At 50.4% G+C, this 23,093-nt stretch carries 13 protein-coding genes and 1 tRNA gene; 6 read left to right on the top strand and 8 right to left on the bottom strand.

The window, feature by feature from the left end; genetic code table 11:
* Positions 1–48: 48 nt before the first annotated feature.
* The 5 genes from ftsH (at position 49) to DUT67_RS18915 (ending at position 4,978) form a co-directional block, all read left to right on the top strand.
* Entirely contained in the window at positions 49–1,989 is a 1,941-nt protein-coding gene (gene ftsH / locus DUT67_RS18935) for an ATP-dependent zinc metalloprotease FtsH (RefSeq protein WP_113632113.1), read from the top strand.
* Positions 1,990–2,107: 118 nt separating this feature from the next.
* Positions 2,108–2,941 carry a dihydropteroate synthase gene (gene folP / locus DUT67_RS18930; RefSeq protein WP_113626313.1) on the top strand — a complete coding sequence of 278 codons (834 nt, stop codon included), beginning with the start codon at positions 2,108–2,110 and terminating at the stop codon, positions 2,939–2,941.
* Positions 2,942–2,948: 7 nt separating this feature from the next.
* Positions 2,949–4,286 carry a phosphoglucosamine mutase gene (gene glmM / locus DUT67_RS18925; protein WP_048258700.1) on the top strand — a complete coding sequence of 446 codons (1,338 nt, stop codon included), beginning with the start codon at positions 2,949–2,951 and terminating at the stop codon, positions 4,284–4,286.
* A 248-nt stretch (positions 4,287–4,534) separates the two neighbouring features.
* Positions 4,535–4,867: a preprotein translocase subunit SecG gene (secG, locus tag DUT67_RS18920; RefSeq protein WP_048258701.1), complete on the top strand. Its 333-nt coding sequence runs from the start codon at positions 4,535–4,537 to the stop codon at positions 4,865–4,867.
* Between the two features lie 24 nt (positions 4,868–4,891).
* A tRNA-Leu gene (locus DUT67_RS18915) sits at positions 4,892–4,978 on the top strand.
* Positions 4,979–5,038: 60 nt separating this feature from the next.
* On the opposite strand, the gene DUT67_RS18910 is transcribed toward DUT67_RS18915, so the two are convergent.
* The 8 genes from DUT67_RS18910 to DUT67_RS18875 all read right to left on the bottom strand — a co-directional run bounded on the left by DUT67_RS18910 (position 5,039) and on the right by DUT67_RS18875 (position 19,610).
* Positions 5,039–6,055 (bottom strand): NADP-dependent oxidoreductase, encoded by a 1,017-nt coding sequence (locus DUT67_RS18910; protein ID WP_113632112.1) that lies wholly within the window; start codon positions 6,053–6,055, stop codon positions 5,039–5,041.
* Positions 6,056–6,107: 52 nt separating this feature from the next.
* Positions 6,108–6,734, bottom strand: a complete 627-nt coding sequence (locus DUT67_RS18905; protein ID WP_113626310.1) for a hypothetical protein — start codon at positions 6,732–6,734, stop codon at positions 6,108–6,110.
* Between the two features lie 64 nt (positions 6,735–6,798).
* On the bottom strand, positions 6,799–10,869 hold the full coding sequence (locus DUT67_RS18900) for a non-ribosomal peptide synthetase (RefSeq protein ID WP_113626309.1): 4,071 nt from the start codon (positions 10,867–10,869) through the stop codon (positions 6,799–6,801).
* A 78-nt stretch (positions 10,870–10,947) separates the two neighbouring features.
* Positions 10,948–16,452 (bottom strand): type I polyketide synthase, encoded by a 5,505-nt coding sequence (locus DUT67_RS18895; protein ID WP_113626308.1) that lies wholly within the window; start codon positions 16,450–16,452, stop codon positions 10,948–10,950.
* A gap of 139 nt (positions 16,453–16,591) precedes the next feature.
* Positions 16,592–16,864, bottom strand: coding sequence for a hypothetical protein (locus DUT67_RS18890; protein ID WP_223250552.1), 273 nt, complete (start codon positions 16,862–16,864; stop codon positions 16,592–16,594).
* Positions 16,865–17,088: 224 nt separating this feature from the next.
* The gene (locus tag DUT67_RS18885) at positions 17,089–17,361 is read right to left on the bottom strand and encodes a phosphopantetheine-binding protein (protein WP_113626307.1); all 273 of its coding nucleotides are present in this window, start codon (positions 17,359–17,361) and stop codon (positions 17,089–17,091) included.
* A gap of 10 nt (positions 17,362–17,371) precedes the next feature.
* Complete coding sequence (locus DUT67_RS18880) at positions 17,372–18,883, bottom strand: amino acid adenylation domain-containing protein (RefSeq protein ID WP_113626306.1); 1,512 nt, start codon at positions 18,881–18,883, stop codon at positions 17,372–17,374.
* A 97-nt stretch (positions 18,884–18,980) separates the two neighbouring features.
* Positions 18,981–19,610 (bottom strand): DUF2589 domain-containing protein, encoded by a 630-nt coding sequence (locus DUT67_RS18875; RefSeq protein ID WP_113626305.1) that lies wholly within the window; start codon positions 19,608–19,610, stop codon positions 18,981–18,983.
* 313 nt (positions 19,611–19,923) lie between these two features.
* Here DUT67_RS18875 and DUT67_RS18870 point away from each other — a divergent pair, with 313 nt between their 5' ends.
* Positions 19,924–23,022 carry a non-ribosomal peptide synthetase gene (locus tag DUT67_RS18870; protein WP_223254599.1) on the top strand — a complete coding sequence of 1,033 codons (3,099 nt, stop codon included), beginning with the start codon at positions 19,924–19,926 and terminating at the stop codon, positions 23,020–23,022.
* The last annotated feature ends 71 nt before the right edge of the window (positions 23,023–23,093 follow it).

The raw sequence follows: 23,093 nt of genomic DNA, 5'->3' as shown, positions 1-23,093 counted from the left end.
CGCTGTTTTTTAACACAGTTGTAATATGAGGTTAATCCCTTGAGTGACATGGCGAAAAACCTAATTCTCTGGTTAGTCATCGCAGTTGTGCTGATGTCTGTTTTCCAGAGCTTTGGGCCCAGCGAGTCGAATGGCCGTAGGGTGGATTATTCAACCTTCTTGACTGAAGTGAATCAGGATCAGGTCCGTGAAGCACGTATTAACGGGCGTGAGATCAGTGTTATCAAAAAAGACAGCAACAGATACACGACTTACATTCCTGTCAATGACCCCAAGCTACTGGATAACCTGCTAACGAAGAACGTGAAAGTTGTTGGTGAGCCACCGGAAGAGCCGAGCCTGTTGGCTTCTATCTTTATTTCCTGGTTCCCGATGCTGTTACTGATTGGCGTCTGGATCTTCTTCATGCGTCAAATGCAAGGCGGCGGCGGTAAAGGTGCCATGTCTTTCGGCAAGAGCAAAGCGCGTATGTTGACTGAAGATCAGATCAAGACGACGTTTGCTGATGTAGCCGGTTGCGACGAAGCGAAGGAAGAGGTTAGCGAGCTGGTCGAGTACCTGCGTGAACCTAGCCGTTTCCAGAAGCTGGGTGGTAAAATTCCATCAGGCATTTTGATGGTCGGCCCGCCGGGAACGGGTAAAACGCTGCTGGCGAAAGCCATCGCCGGTGAAGCGAAAGTGCCTTTCTTTACGATTTCCGGTTCTGACTTCGTTGAAATGTTTGTGGGTGTCGGTGCTTCACGTGTTCGTGACATGTTCGAACAAGCGAAGAAAGCTGCACCTTGTATCATCTTCATCGATGAAATCGACGCCGTTGGCCGCCAGCGTGGCGCAGGTTTAGGCGGTGGTCACGATGAACGTGAACAAACGCTGAACCAAATGCTGGTTGAGATGGACGGCTTTGAAGGCAACGAAGGCATCATTGTTATTGCGGCGACCAACCGTCCAGATGTTCTTGACCCAGCATTGCTGCGTCCAGGCCGTTTTGACCGTCAGGTTGTAGTTGGGCTGCCGGATGTTCGCGGTCGTGAACAAATTCTGAAAGTTCACATGCGTCGCGTCCCCTTGTCTCCAGATATCGATGCGTCAGTGATCGCTCGCGGTACACCAGGCTTCTCTGGTGCAGATTTGGCTAACCTGGTTAACGAAGCTGCATTGTTCTCCGCTCGTGGTAACAAGCGTGTAGTTTCGATGGTCGAGTTCGAGAAAGCGAAAGACAAAATCATGATGGGTGCAGAGCGCCGCTCCATGGTAATGACTGAAAAGCAGAAAGAATCGACGGCGTATCATGAAGCGGGGCACGCTATCATTGGTCGCCTGGTGCCAGAGCACGACCCTGTCCATAAAGTGACGATCATTCCGCGTGGTCGCGCACTCGGTGTGACGTTCTTCCTGCCTGAAGGTGACGCAATCAGTGCTAGCCGTCAGAAGCTGGAAAGCCAGATCTCTACGCTGTACGGAGGTCGACTGGCCGAAGAAATTATTTACGGTGTGGAACATGTCTCTACTGGTGCGTCCAATGACATCAAAGTTGCAACGTCTATCGCGCGGAACATGGTGACGCAGTGGGGCTTCTCTGACAAATTGGGTCCATTGCTCTATGCGGAAGAAGAGGGTGAGGTATTCCTCGGTCGCTCCGTAGCAAAAGCCAAGCACATGTCAGACGAAACGGCACGCATCATCGATCAGGAAGTGAAATCTCTGGTTGAGCGCAACTATGTGCGTGCTCGCGAACTGCTGATAGCAAATATGGACATCCTTCATTCAATGAAAGACGCGTTGATGAAGTATGAAACCATTGATGCACCGCAGATTGATGATTTGATGGGACGCAAGCAAGATGTACGTCCACCAGCTGGTTGGGAAGAGTCTCGCTCTGACAACGATTCTGGTAATAGCGGTGGTACACCTAAAGCGCCTACGCCAGTAGATGAGCCACAAACGCCTAATCCAGGTAACACAATGTCTGAGCAAGTGGACGATAAATAATTCGTCCGTGATAGACATCTGTAACGTTACGAAACCCCAGCTCAGGCTGGGGTTTTTTACTGGTCATGTTCTTCAAATCATATTTCATACTCACTACACCAGAATGCGGAGGTAAATCATGCAGCTGGTTGCCAGAGACTCAACCCTGGACCTTTCCTGCCCACACGTCATGGGCATTCTTAATGTTACGCCGGACTCTTTTTCCGATGGCGGTAAACACAACAAGCTCGATGCTGCATTACTGCACGTTCAGGAGATGATTACCGCTGGTGCGACTCTGATCGATATTGGCGGTGAATCGACGCGTCCTGGTGCGAGTGATGTGAGCACGGAGGAAGAACTGGATCGTGTGGTTCCCGTGATTGAAGCGATTGCTAAGCGCTTTGACGTATGGATCTCGGTCGATACCTCAAAGCCGGAAGTGATGACGGCGTCTGCGCTGGCAGGAGCGCATCTGATTAATGATATTCGCGCTTTGCAAGAGCCTGGTGCTCTGGAAGCTGCTGCAGCCACCGGTCTGCCAGTGTGCTTGATGCACATGCAGGGTATGCCGAGAACCATGCAGCACAAACCTCATTATGATGACCTGATGCAGGACATTGGGGATTTCTTACAACAGCAGATTGAACGCTGTGTGAACGCCAATATTCCGAAAAGTAAGCTATTGCTGGATCCTGGGTTTGGATTCGGTAAGAATCTTGCCCATAATTACGCGCTTCTGGCTCGCCTGAGTGAGTTACATCGTTTCGAGCTGCCGCTTTTGGTTGGCATGTCGAGGAAATCGATGATTGGACAGCTCCTCAATGTACCGCCTGCACAGCGTGTACATGGTAGCGTCGCCTGTGCAGTCATCGCGGCGATGCAGGGTGCACAGATTATTCGCGTTCACGATGTTAAAGAAACGGCTGATGCCATGCGCATTGTTGAGGCCACGCTTTCTGCGAAGGAATAAAAACAAGATGAGTAACCGCAAATATTTTGGTACCGATGGTATACGTGGCAAGGTTGGCGATACGCCGATTACACCTGACTTTGTGCTTAAACTGGGCTGGGCAGCAGGGAAAGTGCTAGCGCGACACGGTTCTCGTAAAATTATTATCGGCAAAGATACCCGCATTTCTGGCTATATGTTGGAGTCTGCGCTGGAAGCTGGGCTAGCCGCTGCCGGTTTGTCGGCTTCTTTTACCGGCCCAATGCCTACGCCTGCGGTTGCTTATCTCACGCGAACATTCCGCGCTGAAGCTGGCATCGTTATTTCTGCTTCTCACAATCCTTATTATGACAACGGTATTAAATTCTTCTCGATTGACGGCACCAAACTGCCTGATGACGTGGAAGAAGCCATTGAAGCTGAGATGGAAAAACCGCTAACGTGTGTTGAGTCCTCGGAGTTAGGTAAAGCTAGCCGGATTGTTGATGCCGCCGGACGCTATATCGAATTTTGTAAGGGGACTTTCCCGAGCGAGCTGAGCCTCAATGGCCTAAAGATTGTTGTCGATTGCGCCAATGGTGCCACCTATCATATCGCCCCCAGCGTCTTGCGTGAGCTTGGTGCTAAAGTCATCGCGATTGGCTGTGAGCCGGATGGCATGAATATCAATGAAGAGTGCGGCGCAACGGACGTCAGACAGCTACAGGCTCGCGTGCTGGCTGAAAAGGCGGACGTGGGTTTGGCCTTTGACGGCGATGGCGATCGGCTCATCATGGTCGACCATTTGGGTAACAAGGTTGATGGCGATCAGATTCTGTACATCATTGCCCGCGAAGGCCTGCGTCAAGGGCAACTACGTGGCGGTGCGGTGGGTACGCTGATGAGTAATATGGGACTAGAGGTCGCGTTAAAGCAGCTCGGCATTCCGTTTGCTCGTGCCAAGGTGGGCGACCGCTATGTATTAGAAATGATGCAGTCAAAAGGTTGGCGTATTGGCGCGGAAAACTCCGGCCATGTCATCCTGCTAGATAAAACTACCACGGGTGACGGTGTGATTGCCGGTTTGCAAGTACTTACCGCGATCGTGAAAAACCATATGAGTCTGCATGACTTATGCAGTGGTATGAAGTTATTCCCACAGATCCTGGTTAACGTGCGGTTTACGGGTGAAAACGATCCGCTTGAAGACAACACTGTGCAGCAGATTACGCTGGATGTAGAAAAAGAGTTGGCCGGACGCGGACGCGTATTGTTGCGAAAATCTGGTACTGAACCACTCATTCGCGTAATGGTTGAAGGCGAACACGAAGAGACAGTGATCGCGCTGGCGAATCGTATTGCTGATGCGGTGAAAGCCGTCAGCTAAGGTTTTTTGATTCATCAATCAGGTAGATAAGGCTCTCGATGTGCACCTTGTGTCGAAAGCCGCTGTTTTTTTCTGCAATCAACCTGCGGTGACCAAATTACCCTTGCGTACGTTACATCCTTTGGTTAGTATTCAGACCCGCTTGATATGGGATGTCTCTACATCCTGCTTAGCGGAATGACACGCGGTTTACCGCCAGAATATAGCATCTCCATGAATCATGGAGAAAACGGTTAACGGGTACGACTATGTACGAAGCTCTATTAGTGATTTTCCTGTTAGTATCGATCGGGCTAGTTGCCTTGATCATGCTTCAGCAGGGTAAAGGTGCTGATATGGGAGCCTCGTTCGGAGCAGGTGCTTCTGCCACTTTGTTCGGTTCGAGCGGCTCTAGTAATTTCATGACCCGCATGACGGCGATACTGGCGACCCTGTTCTTCATTATCAGTCTTATTCTGGGCAACTTAAGTTCGCTGCAGAAAAAAGGCGGAGCATGGGATAACCTGAGCCAGCCAGAAAAAGTCGAACAGACGACAACGCCTGTTGCGCCTTCAACGCCGGCGAGTGACATTCCGAAGTAAGCGTTTTAAAGCAGTAATTGTGATGCCGTGGTGGTGGAATTGGTAGACACGCTACCTTGAGGTGGTAGTGCCCGATTGGGCTTACGGGTTCAAGTCCCGTCCTCGGTACCAACATAAAAAATAGACGTCAATAGACGTCTATTTTTTTGTCTTTAATTTCTCATATCAGCCTTACAGGCGTACCAGTTGCTTGCCAAAGTGTTTGCTGTCTAATAAGTCGATAAAGGCCTGAGGCGCATTCTCTATTCCCTCAATAATATTCTCCCGATATTTCAATCGTCCTTTCTCAACGGCATCCAGTAGCCAAATATCGGCTTCCGCATAGTCTTTGAACCATTCGGTCACGATAAAAAAGCGACTCAGCGGGGCATTAGGCAGAGAAGAGAAAAATGCTACCGGGCTGGAGGCGTCAACGTTAGGATCTTGATTGTATTGTGCTGCACTGCCACAGACGGGAACGCGAGCGCCTTCGTTCAGTAATTTAGCGACAAATAGCGAAACCCGACCGCCAACGTTTTCAAAATAGATATCAATTCCATTGGGACAAGCGGCCTGCAAGGCGTGATTTAAGTCATCTTCTTTATAATTAATGCAGGCATCAAAGCCTAATGTCTCAACGACATAGCGACACTTTTCTTCGCTACCAGCAATACCGACAACTCGGCATCCTGCCTGTTTACCTAACTGACCGACAGCGGATCCCACGCCTCCCGACGCAGCGGATACCACCAGTGTTTCTCCTGCTTTAGGTTTAGCAATTTTGTTCATGCCAAAATAGGCGGAGCGCCCAGGTGTTCCTACTGCGCCAAGAAAAATAGACGGTGAAAAGGTCGTTGGTGGCACTCGGTGGGTAATGAAATCCTGAGGCGTGCCGACATAGTATTTCTGCCAACCTGAAAAGGTGAACACGCAATCCCCAACCCGAAATTTGGGGTTTTTCGTGGCGACGACATAGCCTATCGTTTCGCCCTGAATGACCTCTCCCTCTTTGATTGAACTGACGTAGGCCGTGCTTTTATTGAGGCGAGGGCGCATGTACAAATCAATAGACAGCCATTTATTTTCAACCAGATACTCACCGGGCTGTAGCTCATTGACATCACGTTCTTCCAATCTGAAATTGTCTAGCTGTGCAGGGCCATCAGGATGGCGATTCAGCACAACCAATTTGTTTTCTAACGGACTCATAATATTCCCTATATTCATCGTTCATTATGTTATGCATGGCTGGATGACCAATTCAGGCAGCGTTATCGTGTGCATGTGAAGACCAGCGATACGTTGGCCATTTGAAACTGAAGATCACCAGCAGTAACGTAAGCGGCCATCCGCTAATGAGGACAAGCGTATCCATCGGTAATTCTGGCTGGCGGGAGAGGGTGTAGATGATGATGGCTTTCACCAGATAAACCAGAATCCAGACGAGAGCTACCTCGTTCCAGACTTTGACGTACAGCGGTGAGCCATAGACGGGCAGCGTCTTGAGTTTTGGTGTGGCCTGTTCCGCCAATGTCCGTATCACTGGACGTCCCTTGATGCTGTAAGCGCTAAAGATAATGACGGTAGAAATTGCGCCGCTGACCGATAAAAAGACGCTCTCCTGCCTGATATCAAACAGCATGACCCCTTCCAAATAGAGATAGTGGCTAAGCCCTGAGACCAGGATGAGGGCGATGATTGGCAGAGTCCCTTCCCAACGGCTGAAATATTGCAGCGCACCAGAATAGATGGCTGTAATTAACAGAGCAACGCCAGCTCCCCCCAGCCAAAATGCGATGTTGTAAATAACGACCGGTATGATTATGGTCAGAAGGGCATCGCGTGATACCAGATATCGCCAAACGGTTAATGACGGGGGATGGCTCATTTTTTCTCCTCGCTTACGTAATAAAACCGCCGTTCTACCCTTGAAGGCGTAGACGGCGGACGTGTTATCGCAATATGTTCTTTAGCTGTTCGGCTATGCGGGAAATATGTGGTGCATTCATCATCGAGATATGATCGCCGGAAGCCGGCAGTACCGTCAGGCATCCTGCCGTGAGACGCCGCCACCCTAGCCCTGACTCTGGCAGGCGGGTACGACCCGGTAAGATATCTTCCGCCTCGACGACCAGTACATCTCCTGGATAGGGTTGACCACGATAAGCTTCTGTTGCGTAGATATGGGCTTGCAGGATGTTGATAAAGTCCTGAAATTCCGCCAGCCCAATCGACTCAGGAACTAATCCCACGCGTTTAAATTCAGCCAGAAAACGCGCTGTTCGCTGCTCGTTGCTTATGTCTGAAAGTGACTGCTCTGAAAGATCGAAAGATGCGCCAGTAAATAAGGCGACTTTCTGCGCAAAGTACGACAGACGCTCGGCCTCGTTCATATCTGCCGATCCGTCGATGTTGATCTCTGGCGCAGGCTGGTCCAGCACTAATACGGTGGGTTTTATGCCTTTTTCCGCGAGCTGTTGCGCCATTTCAAACGCGATAGTTGCGCCGAGAGACCATCCTCCGAGCACCAGACGAGAGTGATGAATAACGTCACCCGCCTGTGAAACATAAAAAGCCGCAAGCGCTTTGATATCTGAGTTATAAGGTGGGTTACGGCTGAAATCGGGTACTTGAATGCCGTAGATCGGATAGCTCCCGCCCAATTCACGCGCCAACGCGGAATAACACAGCACGTTACCGCCCGCAGGGTGGATCAGAAGCAAAGTAGATTTATTTTCAGGCTGCCCAATATTGATCGTCACCCTTGCTGTTTGAGTCTGGGATCCTTTTTCTCCAATAACGCAGGCCAACTGGGAAATGCTGCTGTTTTCAAACAGCTGTCCCAAAGACAGGGATGTCCCAAAATGCTGATTAACGCTGAGGATGAGTTTTAACGCGCTGAGAGAATTCCCGCCAAGCGTGAAAAAGCTCTCCTGCGTATCAACGGTATCGTTTTGTAAAATATCGCGATAAATCTCATGCAGATCGTGCTCGCGCTGATTTTCCGGGGCATGGAACGAGACATTTTTTTCCATCGAAGGCATCGGTAACGCGGCATAATTTATCTTGCCGCTGGCCGTTAATGGCATCGCATCTAGCCACACCCAACGTTCGGGATGCATATAGTCCGGCAGCTTGTTGTGCAGTGCTATTTTTACTGCGGCCTGATTGGGTTCAGTAATGCCGCACAGGTACGCGGTTAGGACTGCATCCCCGTGTGGCAGCGTATTTTGTTTAATGGCAACGTGAGTCGCATTAGCGACCTGCTGTAATGCCTGCTCGATCTCCGCCAGTTCGACACGGTAGCCACGTACTTTAACCTGGCGATCCAAGCGCCCCATAAACTCAAGGTTGCCATCAGGCAGGAAGCGGCCTTTGTCACCGCTGCGATAAAGCCGTTCGCCCTCAAGGTAAGGATGAGGAATAAAACGTGCGTCATTCTGCTCCGGCAGGCCGATGTATCCTTCCGCGACATGTGAACCACCCAGATAAATTTCTCCCGGCAATCCGTTTGGAACCAACTTCTGATAAGGATCGAGCAGCAGCACATGGCTATCGGATAAGGGTTTACCGATGGGTAAATAGTCACCCGAAAGGGCACTGAGGTCGTCTGGTACTGGGTAGGTAGTGACGCCGACGGTGCACTCGGTTGGGCCATAATGATTGAGGATGCGGCAAGGCGATCGGAACTCACGTACGCGCGTGATGAGGGACAGAGGGACGCGTTCTCCGCCGATAATCAACAGGCTATGCGGTAATAACGCTTCAGCTTGCGATGAAGTCAATAACGTCGCTAAATGCGATGGCGTAATTTTTATGCAATCCACCGGATAGTGCGCCAGATAGGCGAATAGTTCCTGTGGGGAACGGAGTAATTCAGTCGTGATCACGTCCAACTGACCTTGATGGATCAGCGCGGGAAATAACACCGTGTGTGCCAAATCGGTTGTGAAGGATGAAAACATGCCGTAGCGAGCATCTGGCGGCAGGTTGAGTACCGGCTGAATGGCTTGGCAATAGTGGCTTAACTGCGAATGTTTGACCCGTACACCCTTTGGTTTCCCTGTGCTGCCCGAGGTATAAATGATGTAAGCGGGGCCATCGATAACCGCCTGTGGGTTACTGTCTGGCATCATGCTGCGGTTTTGTTTTACGTAGAGGCAGGGGAGCATTTCACCGGGCGCTTTTTCGTCGATGATGACACAGCGGGCGGCGGCGTTTTGCAGTATGAACTCAATCTGCTGAGTGGGGAGGTCCATATCGACTGGAACATAGCATCCGCCAGCTTTTAACACAGCCAGAATCGCGACGACGTAATATTCGCTTTTAGGCATAAAGATCGCGACGCACTCACCATGAGAGACCCCGTCTTTCTGTAGCTGATGAGCTAGCTGGTTGGCCCGTTCATTGAGCTGAGCATAGGTAAGCGTGCGCCCTTCACAGCGAACCGCGATGGCATCCGGCTTTTGTTGTGCCTGTTGTTCAAACTGCGAATGAACCGCAGGCGGGGGCGTGTTCACTGTCGAGTGGCATTGCGCGATTGTTGCGCTGCGTTCTTCGTCGCCTAACAGTGAGATATCCCGCACGGTTAACTGCGGTTGGGTGATTAAGGTTTCAAGAAGGGTTCGCAGATCGTTCAGCATGCGCTGGATGGTAGCGCTGGAAAATAGCGCGCTGCTGTAGTTCATCGTGAATAGCAGGCCGTCGCTATCTTTGTCTTCCTCTACCCATAAATTCAGATCCAGCTTGGCAGTGCCGTAATCCACTTTTAACGGCTTATATTTGAATCCGCCATGGCTGCTGTGAAAATGAGGAAAGACCTGATAGGTCAATATTGCCTGGAAGATCGGGTTGATCTGGGGATTACGCACATAGGTAATCTCGTCTAGGATATAATTGAACGGCACATCCTGATGCCTCATAGTTTCTTCACATTCGGTGCGCGCGCCCTCAATCAGGGAGGCGATACTGGCATCAGGATCGATATCAAAACGTAATGGCAGGGTATTCATGAATAGCCCCATCATGTTTTGCGTGACGGGCAGATTCCGGTTGGCAAACGGCGCCCCGATGATGATTTCCTGCTGTCCGCTGTATTTATGCAGTAGGAGTTGGTAAGCCGTGAGGATAACGTGGAATTGCGTTGCCTGATGCTGCGCTGCACAGGTTTGTAAACGCTGGCAGAAGGACGAATCAAAGAACTGGCTGGCTATTTTCCCAGCCGTGCTCATTTTCGCAGGGCGAGGGTAGTCCATTGCCAGATCTAATTGCCCCGTGATGCCATCCAGTTTTTTCGTCCAGTAGGCAAGCCCGGTCTGGTATTCCCCTTGGGCATACCATCGATTTTCCGCCAGCGCGTAATCGGCGAACTGGAGCGTTTTTTCGATGGGTAATGTCCCTCCTTGCAACAGACGAAAGTAGTTTTCCATGAGCATCTTGAAAAACACATTGACCGTCCACCCATCGGAAATGATGTGATGAAATGTCAGGAACAGGACATATTCATACCGATGGGTTTTGACCATATGGAGATAAACCAATGGGCCATTTTCCAGATCAAAAACAATTTTTCCTTTTGCCTTGGCCGTATCCGAGACATATTTTTCAATGTCTTCCTCGTTGAATGCTGAGATGTCGTCAAAGCTAAAAGTTGTGAAAGACATATCGTCAGCAATGCATTGGCACACGTCGTTATCGACCAGACGGAAGGTTGTACGCAGAATGTCATGTTGTTGCATTAGATAGTTGAGCGTTTGTTGTACTCGCGCCGGCTCCATGTCGTGTTCAATCCTGCATGCAAGAACATAGGGATTATTATAGACCTGACTATCGTCAAGGTATTGGGCGAGCATCCAGATACTCTTCTGCGTACTGGTCATGGGGAAATGCGTTTTGCCAGGCGTGGCATGCGGAGTAATGGTTTTGCCTGATAGCGCGGCACCTGTTTTTTTCTTTTCTCTTGCCAGCTTTTTAATCTCATCCAAGCTGAGTGAGGTGAGTTTTCCAGTGGGAAGATGCGTCATTATCGAGTCTCATTTTATGGCATTCGGTTTTCACGTTAGCAGCCGCCTTCGGCGCTTATGCTGAAGGCGGCCGTTCCCTTATTCCTGCAATAAGGCTTCCAGCTCAGTGAGGATCAGCGTCGATAGCCCTTTCACTGTCTGGTTCTGATAAAACAGATCAACGCGAATATCGATTTCAAATATGCCGGAAACGGTGGAGACAACCTGTACTGCCAGCAGTGAATTCCCGCCGAGTTCAGTAAAGCTGTCGTTAACGCCGATACCCGAAATCCCCAGAATGGATTGCCAAACTTTGACGATCTCTTTCTCAATGTCATTTTCTGGCGCAATGTAATCCACAGAGAGTGCCGGTCTGGCGTAGCCTTCCGTTGCTTCGCTGTCTTGCAGGGTGAGTTCAGGCGTTTCCTGCTCAGGAATAGACTCATAAATGAGTTGTTCCAGATCGCTGGTAACGACCACTAATTGGTCAAATTCCAGGTGTGCGAGCTGGCGTTTTATCGCATCCAGACCTTCTGATAACAGAATGTCTTTATCTGCCAGATTCACTTTCACTGCGGCTGGAATCGCCACTGAGGCGTTTTCCTGCGTGCCGACCTGATTGCCCAGCGTCATCTTCATCAGCGTGTAATTTTCCAGCGTCAGCAGCCGAACGCCTGTCGGTGAAAGGAACGTGATATCCATGACGATGGCACTATCCTGCGGTTGATAGGCTTGCTTGAGCTTGACGTGGGCGTAACACTCTTTCTCCAGCGGAGATAAGAAAGCCATTTTCCCATAGCTGATTGGCAGGAAGTTCTCCTGGGTAATCAATGCTATGCAAGATATGGCCGTTGCATCAATAAGTGCAGGATGGTACGGGTAGCGAGTAAGATCGTGCTCATATTCGCTCCCCAGCTCTTTATGTATCAGCCATTCGTTATGGCCCTGAACGATCTCGCGGTGGTTGTTCCAGCGCTGGCTGAACGACAGGAAACTCTCGCCCGTGTTGGCATTTCCCAGCTCGGTGATAAACGGCGAGTAGGCAATCTGCGTGGTGCAGCGCTGTCTGATCGCATCAATCGACAGTGGCGTGATGTCAGCCGCCTGAGCGCTGTGGCCAATGCCCCCGAATGCGTGTTCTTGCCATACGAGCTCAAGCACGCCCCGGCTCTTAAGGCTGAACTTATAATTTTTCCCCTCTGGCGTGATGAACAGTCTCATCTTTCGTGGCCAGTCATCGGTGTAAATAATAGGCTTAGTCAGCATCAGATTTTTGACCTGAAGGCTTTCCTGTGGCTTAACGTGCGTAATGAACTCATGCAGCAGCGATAAGATCGTCGCGCCAACCAGCGATGCCTGACCTGCAAGGCGGTGTTCATCAATAACCCAGTCCTGCTGCACAGCGAGATTGACCTGATAGCTTTCCTGCATACCTTCGCGTTCGACGAGGGTAAGCAGGTCACCTTTGGTTTCTTCAACTGCGGGTAGCTTGCTGTGTTTCTTCTCTTGCAACTGCTTGCTCCAGCGAGCTGCCATCCCCACATCACCCCATTGTCCCCAGTTCAGCGAGACGGTGCGTCCACGGCGACGCTGGTTGCGATAATGGGCAAAGGCGTCCATAAAGGCATTGCCTGAGCAGTAATCGATGCGGGCTTCATCACCCACAATGGCGGTAATGGAGGAAAACAGAACAAAGAAGTCAGGCTGCTTGTCTTGCAGAAGTTCATCCAGAATGAGCGAACCTGCGACCTTAGGATCAAGCACGCTGGCGCAATCGGTATCGCTTTTCAGTGGAATGATGCCACCGCCGGGCACACCTGCGGTATGGAACACGCCATCGATCTGTGGGAAGGCGGATAGCACGTCACGCATACCGCGATAGTCACTCACGTCTACCTGTGCCAGATGTACCGGGTTGCCACGCGCTTCCAGACGTAAAATGCTCGCCAGTTTTTCACTGATAGCATCATCGACAGGGTGCTGCTGGAGCCAGGTTTGCCATTCCTCACGAGGCGGCAGCTCGGTACGGTACGTCAGGATGATCGTTGCATTGCTTTGTTCGGACAGGTGATTGGCGACCAGTATTCCCAGGCCACCGAGACCGCCAGTGATGAGATAGACGCCGTCGTTTTTCAGTTCAGCCGGTAAGCCAATAGTGTCCTGCTTCAGATGCACGGCCTGGTAACTTTCTTCCCAGCGTTGATTTCCGCGGTAGGCCACCAGATTGCCATGTGTTGCAATATGGCTTTCTGCAATCAGCCACTGGGCAAGTGCATCTGGCTGAGCGGCATTCTGTTTTAGATCGACATCTACCAGATGGCACTGTACTTCGGGATATTCGTGATAGAACACACGCGAAGGCCCAACGAGCAGCGCATTTTCTGGTGAAGTGACGCGCTCGCCCATGACGCTGAATGTGTTGCTGGTGGCAAAGATCACATGCAGATCGTCCAGCAAATTCTCGTTCACCAGCGCCTGTTGGAGATAGAGGGCAGGGTAGAACGTATTCAACGGTGAGGAGAGATAGGTATGCTCAAGCGGCTGTGCCTGTCCTTCCGCCGTAAGATTCCATAAATACAGAATATGAGACGGTCGCAGCCCTTGTTCCGTCAGGCTTTTCAGTAGCCGGACATGATCGGCTCGCGCGGACGGGTTGAGGGTATATCGTCCTTCGGAAAGCGTTTCCTGATACTCCGCTCCAGGGCTGATAACGAAGACCTTATGCCCATCATTTTCCAGCAGTTGCTTCGCGTGTTCGGCGATGCCCAGCGTATCGGTCAGGAGCAGCCAGCAGGTGCTCTCAGTTTCAGCGCGTTTGCCTGCCATGTATTTTGCCGGAATAGTTTTCTTCCAGGTCGGCATATAGAACCAGTCACCGATATCGGCCTGTTTGCGCTTTTTAGCTTTAACGGATTGTTCGCTTTGCGCATCATGGCTTGCTGACGACAGAGCAGGCAGGGCGAAGCGTTTGCGCTCGAAAGGATAGCCCGGCAGCGGGATGCGGCGGCGGTGTTGTTCTGAATGATGCTGATGCCACGGAACGTCAACGCCGCTTGCCCACAGTGCGCCCAGCGTCGAGAGGATATGCTCGCCGGATAAAGCAACGTCTTTGGCCGTTGGCAGTGAGGCGTAAATCAATGCGCCGTCTTCTGCGCTGAAATGCTGCTTGGCGGACGATTCCAGTGAACGCCCCGGCCCGACTTCGAGAAACACAAAATCCTGATGTTCTTCAGCCATCAACGTTTTGAAGGCATGAGAAAACATCACTGGGTTACGTACGTGACGCACCCAGTAGTCGCTGTTCTTCGCCAGTTCTTCAGTGACCCATTCCCCGTTAACGGTAGAAACAAACGGGATCTGCGGCGCGTGCAGCTTGATGCTATCAATGACCTTTTTGAAGGCGGGTAGCATGGGTTCCATCATGTGCGAGTGGAAAGCATGCGAGGTATCCAGATGTTTGCAGAAGATATTCCCGTCTTCTAACTGCTGTTGGAAACGTGCGATATCACTTGAAGCACCAGCGATGACGCATAGTCCTGGGTAGTTAACTGCTGCAATTTCCAGCTTGGTGCCGTGAAGTTTTTCCTTCAGGCTTTCTTCATCGAGCAGGACGGCCAGCATATCTCCTGCCGGTAATGCCTGTACCATCTTGCCGCGCAGCGCCACGGCTTTCAGCGCATCTTCCAGTGAGAACACGCCGGACAGGCAGGCTGCCACGTATTCACCCACGCTGTGGCCAATCATGGCATCCGGCTGAATGCCCCACGACATCCACAGTTTTGCCAGACAGTACTCCACCACGAACAAAGACGGCTGGGTAAATTGGGTTTCATTGATGCGGGAAGCGGCGGTATCGTCGGTGTCTTGGAAGATAATCGACTTCAGGTTGACGTCCAGAATCGGTTCCAGATAGTCACAGCATTGATCCATGTTCTTGCGGAAGACGTCGTATGTGGCGTATAGCTCGCGCGCCATATTGATATATTGATTGCCTTGTCCTGGGAACATAAACACAACGGATTTTTGATTTTTCCCCTGTCGTGTCACCATCAGTGAAGGCTGATCCAATTTGGCCAGCAGCGAATCGCGATCCTTTCCAATAATGGCCGTGCTGTGTGAGAACCTTTGTCTTCCGACCTGTAGGGTGTAGGCGATATCCGCCAGATTGGCGTCGTCATGCGCACTGAGGTAATCGCGCAGGCGGCGTTTCATATCGTCCAGTGCCGTACGGCTTTTCGCGGAGAAAGGTAAAACCAGCAGACTATCGTCATGGGCATCACCCGCGTCTAACGGCGGTGCGGCTTCCAAAATGACGCAGGCATTGGTACCGCCAACGCCGAAAGAGTTCACCAGCGCACGATGCGGTGTTTCCGACGGTTCCAGCTCACTGAGTTCGGTATTCATGACAAACGGGCTGGTTTCAAACTCAATGTTAGGGTTTGGCGATTCGAAATGGAGCGAGGCGGGTAGCTTGCCAGTTTCCAGCGCCAGTGATGCTTTGATGAGGCTAGCCATGCCCGATGCCGCGTCCGTATGGCCGATATTGGTTTTTACCGAGCCCAGGCGGCAATACTGGGTTTTATCCGTGTATTCCTGAAACGTTTGTGTGAGCGAGGTGAATTCGATGGGATCGCCCAGCGCTGTCGCGGTACCGTGAGCTTCAACAAAATTGATTGTTGCGGGATCAAGCTGCGCATTCGCGATTGCCTGCTTGGCAACGGCGATTTGCCCGTGGATGCTCGGTGCGGTAAAGCCTGCTTTCAGGTTACCGTCGTTATTTACCGCGCCGCCTTTCAGCACGGCGTAAATATGATCGCCGTCGCGTACGGCGTCATTCAGGCGTTTCAGTAATACCACGCCCGCACCACGGCTGAACACCGTGCCATTGGCACGTGAGTCAAAGGCATAGCAGCGGCCATCTGCGGATTCCATGCCGCCTTGCATATAGGGGTAACCCCGGCGTTCTGGCGTATCCACGGAAACACCGCCAGCGACGATCAGATCGCTTTCCCCGTTCAGCAGGCTGTTCATGCCCATCACGACGGCGACCATCGCGGTTGAGCAGGCTGTCTGTACGTTAACACTCGGCCCTTTGAGGTTGAGTTTGTAAGACACCCGGGTCGTTACGTAATCTTTATCGTTGTTGGTGACGACCGATGCGCCGCTGGCGTATTTCTGTACTTCAGGATGGGCATTCACTTTACTTAAATGCCAGGCGGTTCCCGTTCCGCCAAATATGCCAACTTTGCCGGGGTAGGTGGTGGGCACATAGCCCGCATCTTCAAACGCGTGCCAGCAGCATTCCAGAAAGACACGATGCTGTGGATCCATAATTTCGGCATCACGAGGCGTAATATCAAAGAAATTAGCATCAAAGTGTTGTGCGTTACCCAGAATTCCCCGACGGCGAACATAGTTGGGTGAGGCGATCATCTCTTCTTCAATACCTGACTCCCTCAGTTCTTCTTCACTGAATGTGCTGATCGTCTCCACGCCGTCCAACAGGTTTTGCCAAAATATTGCGGTATCTTCTGCACCGGGAAAGCGGGCTGACATTCCTACAATGGCAATATCCTTATCGCGGAACTGTTCTTGCTGTTTCATTTCATTACCTCACCGTGAATATATTCGCCTCCTTTCACGGCGCAGGCCGTTAACCTTCCCTCTGCGAATGATATTCAGAGAAAGAAAGGTCGACGTCCTACGCCGTGAATATAGAAGGGACAGCTAAATTAAAAGTGAATTACTTTTTGCTACCTGCGATTTCAGCAGTAATCCGGCTGATAACGCTTTTCAGGCCGGATGCTGACGGGTGTTGCAATGATGCTTTGAGTGAAACTGGAATGGCTGGAATAGACTTCGTACGCCAGTATTTTTTGACGTTAGGAAGAATTTTCTGACCAATCGCATAGTAGTGAGCGGGTTTAGATGAGTTTTGGTGACTCAGAACAACATTAATTGCTGAAGCCACTTTTGCTTTTACTGCCGAAGCAGAGTTCAGTTGATTTGCAGACATGGTATTACCACCTATTATCAGTGAAATAAGAATGATGAAACACATTGCCCATTGCTGGGCGGTTATTCCCCCGGCTGATATACGCGTCATACTTCAAGTTGCATGTGTGTTGGCAGCGTTCAGTCACCCGAATTACTTAATTGAGTAAGTTCATCGGGATTCCTTCGCTTGCCGACTGCCTGAAACTCGAGTTATTTAGAGTATAAATCCGCTTTTTGGCGTAATTACTTCTTGTTGCTTGATTTCCCAGCGTGTATTTCGCTAATACGCTTGCTTAGCATCTGTACCGTTGGGTATTGGAATAAATCAACAATAGAGATGGGTGACTCTATTTTATTTTTTATTTCTCGATAAACTTTGGACATCAGCAGGGAATTCCCTCCCGCATCGAAGAAGTTTTCTTGAATGGAAACCTTTGGATTGTTAAGTACAGCCCGCCAGATAGAAATAATATTTTTTTCTATTTCTGAAGGTAATATTGCTTTGTCATTTGACATTTTTCCACCATTAGTTATTTACGCAGGAACACAGTTTAGATTTATCAATTTTTCCATTGGGATGTGTTGGCATTTTTTCCAACGCAACGAAATGAGAGGGCACCATGAAAAAAGGCAATATTTTGGCAAGGTGCGCTTTTATCTCCTGGATATCGATGCTCTTTTGATGTCGTAATACATAAAACGCCGAGAGTGATGGCGCAGCGCTTTCCAGACGCCTTTCGAGAATAACTGCGGCATGGTTAATTTGCGGTAGCGCCTGTAGGTGAGTTTCTATTTCTGCCAGCTCAATACGGTGCCCGCGCAATTTAACCTGACTGTCTATTCGGCCAATGAACTCCAGTACGCCGTCGGCACGCTGCTTAACCCAGTCACCCGTTTTATACATTTTTTGTCCAGCCTGGTGGCTGAATGGGTCATCCACAAATCGCTCCCGTGTCAGCTTTTCCGCATGCAGATAACCTTTTGCCAGAATATCCCCTGCCAGATAAAGCTCGCCGCTTTCCCCCAATTCGACAGGCTGTTGCGCTTCATCTAATACATAAGCGGCTGCATGAGGGATTGGCTTGCCAATTGGGGCGATTTTTTCCTCTGCCCCCGGTTGGCAGTGCCAATGGCAAGCAAATATTGTTGCTTCGGTCGGGCCGTAGAGGTTGTGGATTTTTCCCAGATATTGCTGGGAAAGATCGTTGACTAGGCTTTGATCGAGCGCTTCACCACCGGAAAAGATATGGCATAGCGAGGTGCAGCGAGATAGCACCTCCGCATCAGCAATAACACGCAGCGCCGTTGGCACAAACTGTGCGACGGTGACCTGATGACGGCACATAAATTCTGCCAGCAGCAGTGGATCGTACTTTGCGTCCTCGGTGATGACTGCACAGCTTGCGCCAGCGATCAGTGGCCAGAAAATTTCCCACACCGACACGTCAAAACTGAACGTAGACTGGTTAAGGACGACGTCTTTGTGATGCAGGTCGAAGGCGCTTTGCATCCACGCCAAATAATTGACCACCGTCCGATGGCTGACCATGACGCCCTTTGGTGTTCCGGTTGAGCCGGAGGTGTACATCACATAGCAAAGGTGTTCTTCGCTGACCGTGGGAAGCGTTGGCATTAGCTGAGAGGTCAGATCGATCTGGTTGATATCAACAATCTCACAACGGTCTGGCGTCAGCGTCAGCGCGTGTTCATCGTCAGTAATGACCAAACGCGCATCGGCATGATTGACCATATAATCCAGACGCTCATGCGGGTAGTACGGATCAAGCGGTAAATAACATGCACCGGTTTTCAATACGCCGAGCAGACTGACGATCAGATTCGGGCTTTTATTTAAATAGATACCGACAACATCCTCTGGCTTTACGCCCCGCTGCAACAGATCGCTCGCCAGCGCGTTTGCACGCTGATCTAATTGCCGGTAGGTCAACGTTTCTGTATCGCTTCTCAGGGCGATGGCGTCCGGCGTCTGATGCCGCTGCTGTTCAAATAAGGTATGGAGCACTCTTGCCGATGCCATGATCTGATCCTCTGGTGATGCCAGGGGTCACGCCAGGCATCCTTTTACGCGTTATGCAGGTACGGCATGCACTATGCCGCTGAGTAATGTGTTTTGATTATGACGATGCTTCTTGCTGCTCCGTAGACGCTGGTGGCGCGGCGTTTTCCGCTGTTTGTGGCGTACTTTTTTCTGCTGGAGTGCTTGGCCTGGTTGCAGCATCGGTCAGGAAATCGATGACACGCATGAGCGCTTCAGGCGCAGGTTGGCGTTTTACCTGTGTGTGAATGCTGTATTTGGCGCGCGTGTCCGTAGTCCGGGTCTGCGCTGATTTGTGTGATACCCGACCGGCCATTTTGACCTTGAAAGCCCCCCATCCCAGTGAAGCAGCCAGATTGCCGTCTTCTCCCGTGTCATCGGATGAAGATTCACTCTGTGTCACTTCAAGCTCGAAATCGATTGTCCCTTCTTCAATAGAAATGATCGGATGGGTAATCGCGGCAATCAGCGGTATGCGCATCGTTTTCGTCACCGCGCCTTTTGCTACGCCACTTTCATCAATCAGTGTCTCGTCGTAATCGAATTGGATGGCGACGGCTTTATTATTCTGAATGCATACGGATAATAGAAAATCCGTGTAGGCCTTGCTGGCTTGAACCTGTGCGTTAATCATTGCCTGTAATGGCCCGCTAATCATATTTTCCAGCGGTAACGCATTAATAACAGAACCGATAAATTGTGAATCCATCGGAGCCTCCAATTATCTGCAAATAGGGTGTGATGCACTGTCAATAAAAAATAGCAAAGGGAAGGGGAAATAATACCCGTCAGGGTACGGGGAACCTGTCGAATTCTGGCGTAGTCCTTTTGGTATATAGGCAATCATGTCTTTTATTTGTTAAACCCATACTCAGGCATACGTGTTATTCCGCGAGCCTTTCCTGGTATTGGTATAGCGAACCCATCGATTTGTACAATATTAATTATCACCGCATGAGATACCGGAATTCGCGTTAGATCCATTCCCGCAAAAAAGCATCCTTTTACAATATGGAAGGAAAATGATGAAAAGTAGAAAAGCCGTCTTTGAAATTATCTCTGAATGGTCATTGAAAAAGCCCAATAAGACTGCGGTGGAATTTAATGGCGATAGGTTGATTTATCAACAGTTAGAAGCACACTCACGCCTGTTGGCCGATTATTTGTTATCACGCTATCCGGATAATAAACGTGGCAGAATTGCCGTCTATCTGGAACCTGGCGTCATGATGCCCGTGGTCTTACTGGCTATTTTAAAGGCTGGACACACCTATGTTCCTCTTTCTCATTTTCATCCGTCAGAAAGAATAATTCAGATCCTTGATGATTCTTCGGCGTTTTTACTTATCTCGACGCGAACGATGGTAAATAAAACAGCTATCGATAAGGTTTTTCCCTCCACGCTTGCACTAGAGGATATTCATTATCCCGATGAACCTGTGGCGGTGTTACCACCCGTTTGCGAAAACGATCTCGCTTATATTCTCTATACCTCTGGTTCTACAGGGAAGCCAAAAGGGGTGGCTATTGAACACCGGAACCTGAGCTATTATCTGAACTGGTTTAATGAGGATGTGTGGCCAGAGACCCGTGCGACGCTCCCTTTGACATCGACACTCAGCTTTGCCGCCGCCGTGACACAGCTCTATGCGCCTTTATTACGCGGCGACACTCTCTTTATTTTGCCTGCCGATAGCTTGAATGAGCCGGAGGTTTTATTACGCTGGCATCAACAGCATCCGGACGGGGCTATTTACTGCGTGCCGACCGTTTGGGATGAACTGCTGCGCTATCAGAAATCTTCTTCTCACGCATGGGCTTTGCCTAAAACGGTCTTTCTCTCTGGCGAACCCGTCTCTTTTGATTTGAAAGAGCGCACGTTCCAGCAAATCCCTGATGTTAGGCTCTTTAATCTGTATGGCCCGACGGAAACGACGGCCAACTGCTCGTTTGCTGAATTAAAACCAGGGAAAAGTGTGACGCTCGGTAAGGCACTGCGTGGCAGCGAAATTCTGATCGTGGATGAGAGTCTGCTCCCCGTGTCTGAAGGGGAAGAGGGGGAGATTTGCGCTATTGGTGAAGGCGTCGCCCGTGGCTACATTAACCGCGATGAACTCACTCAACAGCGTTTCTTTACCCATGTCAGCGGCGATAAAAGCTATTGGGGACATCGCACCGGCGATCTGGGGAAAAGGACGCCGGACGGGGAGATCCTATATCTGGGACGTATCGATCGGCAGATTAAGATTAATGGTATTCGTATCGAACCTGAAGAGGTCGAAATCGTTTTACGTCAGCATGCGGATATCGATAAGGCGCTGGTGCGGCCGATTCAGGAAAATGGGCGTCAGCGTTTGGTGGCCTATCTGGTGAGTCGTAATCCATCGCTTGCGACAAACGACCTGCGCCGATTCTTGCAAGACAAGCTGCCGAGAGCGATGCATCCGTCCCATTTTATTATGCTGGAAACCCTACCTAAACTGCCTAATGGAAAACTGGATGTGAGCCGGCTCCCGGCGCCTTGTCCGCAGCGCCCTGAGCTAGGATACCCTTTTAAAACCGCAGGTAATGAGCTGGAACAGGAACTGATTGATATTTGGCAGGAGGTGCTTGGCTATCGTGAACTCGGTGCCAACGACAACTTTTTTGATTTAGGGGGCGATTCACTTCAGGCGATGAAAGCTAGGCTACTGATTCGCAAACGGCTGTTTAGCGAAATTGATTACCCACTATTTTTCAACAACGCGACGCCCCATTTACTTGCTTTCATCGTTCCTTACTATGTTAACGATGATGAGCCCGCGTTTGATGAGAGTAAAACGGATATCGAGGCACTCGCGCCATCATCGCAGCAGCGCTATTTTCTAACGCTGGATCAGCTCAGCCCAGAGCCATCGGTCTATCAATTAGCTTTTCGTCTGACGGTAGAGGGCACGCTGGATGAGTCTGCCGTGGAATGGAGTCTCCGGCGTATTTTGGAAGGTAACCCGGTGCTGCGAACCCGCTTTGATCTGGACAGGATGCAATGCCTTGAAGGGGATTATCCGATCGAGGCGATTCCGATTGAACGACTGACGGCTCTCCCTCCTGGTGGGTTGGCCAATACGCTGGGTGACCGACAACTGCTGGAGCTGGTCAATACGCCAGAGATGGATGTAGAACATTCGCCGCTCATCTGTTTTCATCTGGTCTCGCTGACGACTCAACGGCATATTCTGCTGGTGCGTGTGCACCATACGGTATTCGACCATGATGCGATTGGATTATTTTTCAATCAATTTGTTGAATATATCCGGGCTTATAGCGCGGGTGACCGCAGCTACAAGATAGGCGGTGAGGAACGTTATCTGCATTATCGGCAACAGCAGTTGCGTATCAAAGATAAATGCTATCCGGTAGAGCGCCAGTTCTGGCTGGATAAGATGGAGGATTACCTGACTGCGGGAGCCGATGCGACGGCATTTCCGCTACGTGAAAGCCAGAACGGGGAAAATTATTGGTGCATTTTGTCCGATACGCTAACGCAGGCGATAAAACACTATGCCCAGCAGCATCGCACGACGCCGTTTGTCTGCATGCTGACGGCCTTTACACTGCTGCTCAAAACAACAGACTATCGTCATGTTCCTATCGGTATTCCCGTGTCAAATCGCATGCTGACAGAGAACGCCACTACGGTAGGTTGTTTCGTTAACATGGTAACTTACTACGATGATTCGCCTGCTCAGGAATCTTTCAGAACGCTTTTAGCGCGTAACCAGAATAAGATCCATGCCATTTTGGACAATCAGACGTTGCCCTACGATGTATTAATGACTGACGTCCGAGCCAAAGGGTGGGCTGATAAGCTGCGTTTCCCTGTCAGCTTTAACTATCTGACGGCAATGCCGCAGGTTGTGCAGATTAATGAGGCTGAGTATCAGATTGCGGATATTGCGAGTCGTCAGGCCCGGTTGGATTTAACGCTCTCTGTTTATGACGATGATGCACTGACGCTGTGTTTTAATTATCAGCAAGCAGCGTTTAAAGCGGAAGATATCGCTGTGCTGTCCCATCAGTACCATCAAATTCTCATGGATATCGTACAGCCAACGACCCCTTTCTTATGCGGTAATCTATAGCTCATGCAAACGAGGCGTCCCGTGCTGAGACGCCTCGTGGAGATGACTGTATGGCTGTGCAAGTGGGGGAA

Origin of the sequence: Pectobacterium peruviense, from assembly GCF_003312355.2 — a bacterium.
GTDB classification, from domain to species: domain Bacteria; phylum Pseudomonadota; class Gammaproteobacteria; order Enterobacterales; family Enterobacteriaceae; genus Pectobacterium; species Pectobacterium peruviense.
This window is presented reverse-complemented; position numbering and strand designations above follow the sequence as displayed.

What these genes read in the sequence shown, in the direction of transcription:
- ftsH (WP_113632113.1), top strand. Translation starts at nt 49, where the DNA reads ATGGCGAAAAACCTAATTCTCTGGTTAGTCATCGCAGTTGTGCTGATG.
- folP (WP_113626313.1), top strand. Translation starts at nt 2,108, where the DNA reads ATGCAGCTGGTTGCCAGAGACTCAACCCTGGACCTTTCCTGCCCACAC.
- glmM (WP_048258700.1), top strand. Translation starts at nt 2,949, where the DNA reads ATGAGTAACCGCAAATATTTTGGTACCGATGGTATACGTGGCAAGGTT.
- secG (WP_048258701.1), top strand. Translation starts at nt 4,535, where the DNA reads ATGTACGAAGCTCTATTAGTGATTTTCCTGTTAGTATCGATCGGGCTA.
- DUT67_RS18910 (WP_113632112.1), bottom strand. Translation starts at nt 6,055, where the DNA reads ATGAGTCCGTTAGAAAACAAATTGGTTGTGCTGAATCGCCATCCTGAT.
- DUT67_RS18905 (WP_113626310.1), bottom strand. Translation starts at nt 6,734, where the DNA reads ATGAGCCATCCCCCGTCATTAACCGTTTGGCGATATCTGGTATCACGC.
- DUT67_RS18900 (WP_113626309.1), bottom strand. Translation starts at nt 10,869, where the DNA reads ATGACGCATCTTCCCACTGGAAAACTCACCTCACTCAGCTTGGATGAG.
- DUT67_RS18895 (WP_113626308.1), bottom strand. Translation starts at nt 16,452, where the DNA reads ATGAAACAGCAAGAACAGTTCCGCGATAAGGATATTGCCATTGTAGGA.
- DUT67_RS18890 (WP_223250552.1), bottom strand. Translation starts at nt 16,864, where the DNA reads ATGTCTGCAAATCAACTGAACTCTGCTTCGGCAGTAAAAGCAAAAGTG.
- DUT67_RS18885 (WP_113626307.1), bottom strand. Translation starts at nt 17,361, where the DNA reads ATGTCAAATGACAAAGCAATATTACCTTCAGAAATAGAAAAAAATATT.
- DUT67_RS18880 (WP_113626306.1), bottom strand. Translation starts at nt 18,883, where the DNA reads ATGGCATCGGCAAGAGTGCTCCATACCTTATTTGAACAGCAGCGGCAT.
- DUT67_RS18875 (WP_113626305.1), bottom strand. Translation starts at nt 19,610, where the DNA reads ATGGATTCACAATTTATCGGTTCTGTTATTAATGCGTTACCGCTGGAA.
- DUT67_RS18870 (WP_223254599.1), top strand. Translation starts at nt 19,924, where the DNA reads ATGATGAAAAGTAGAAAAGCCGTCTTTGAAATTATCTCTGAATGGTCA.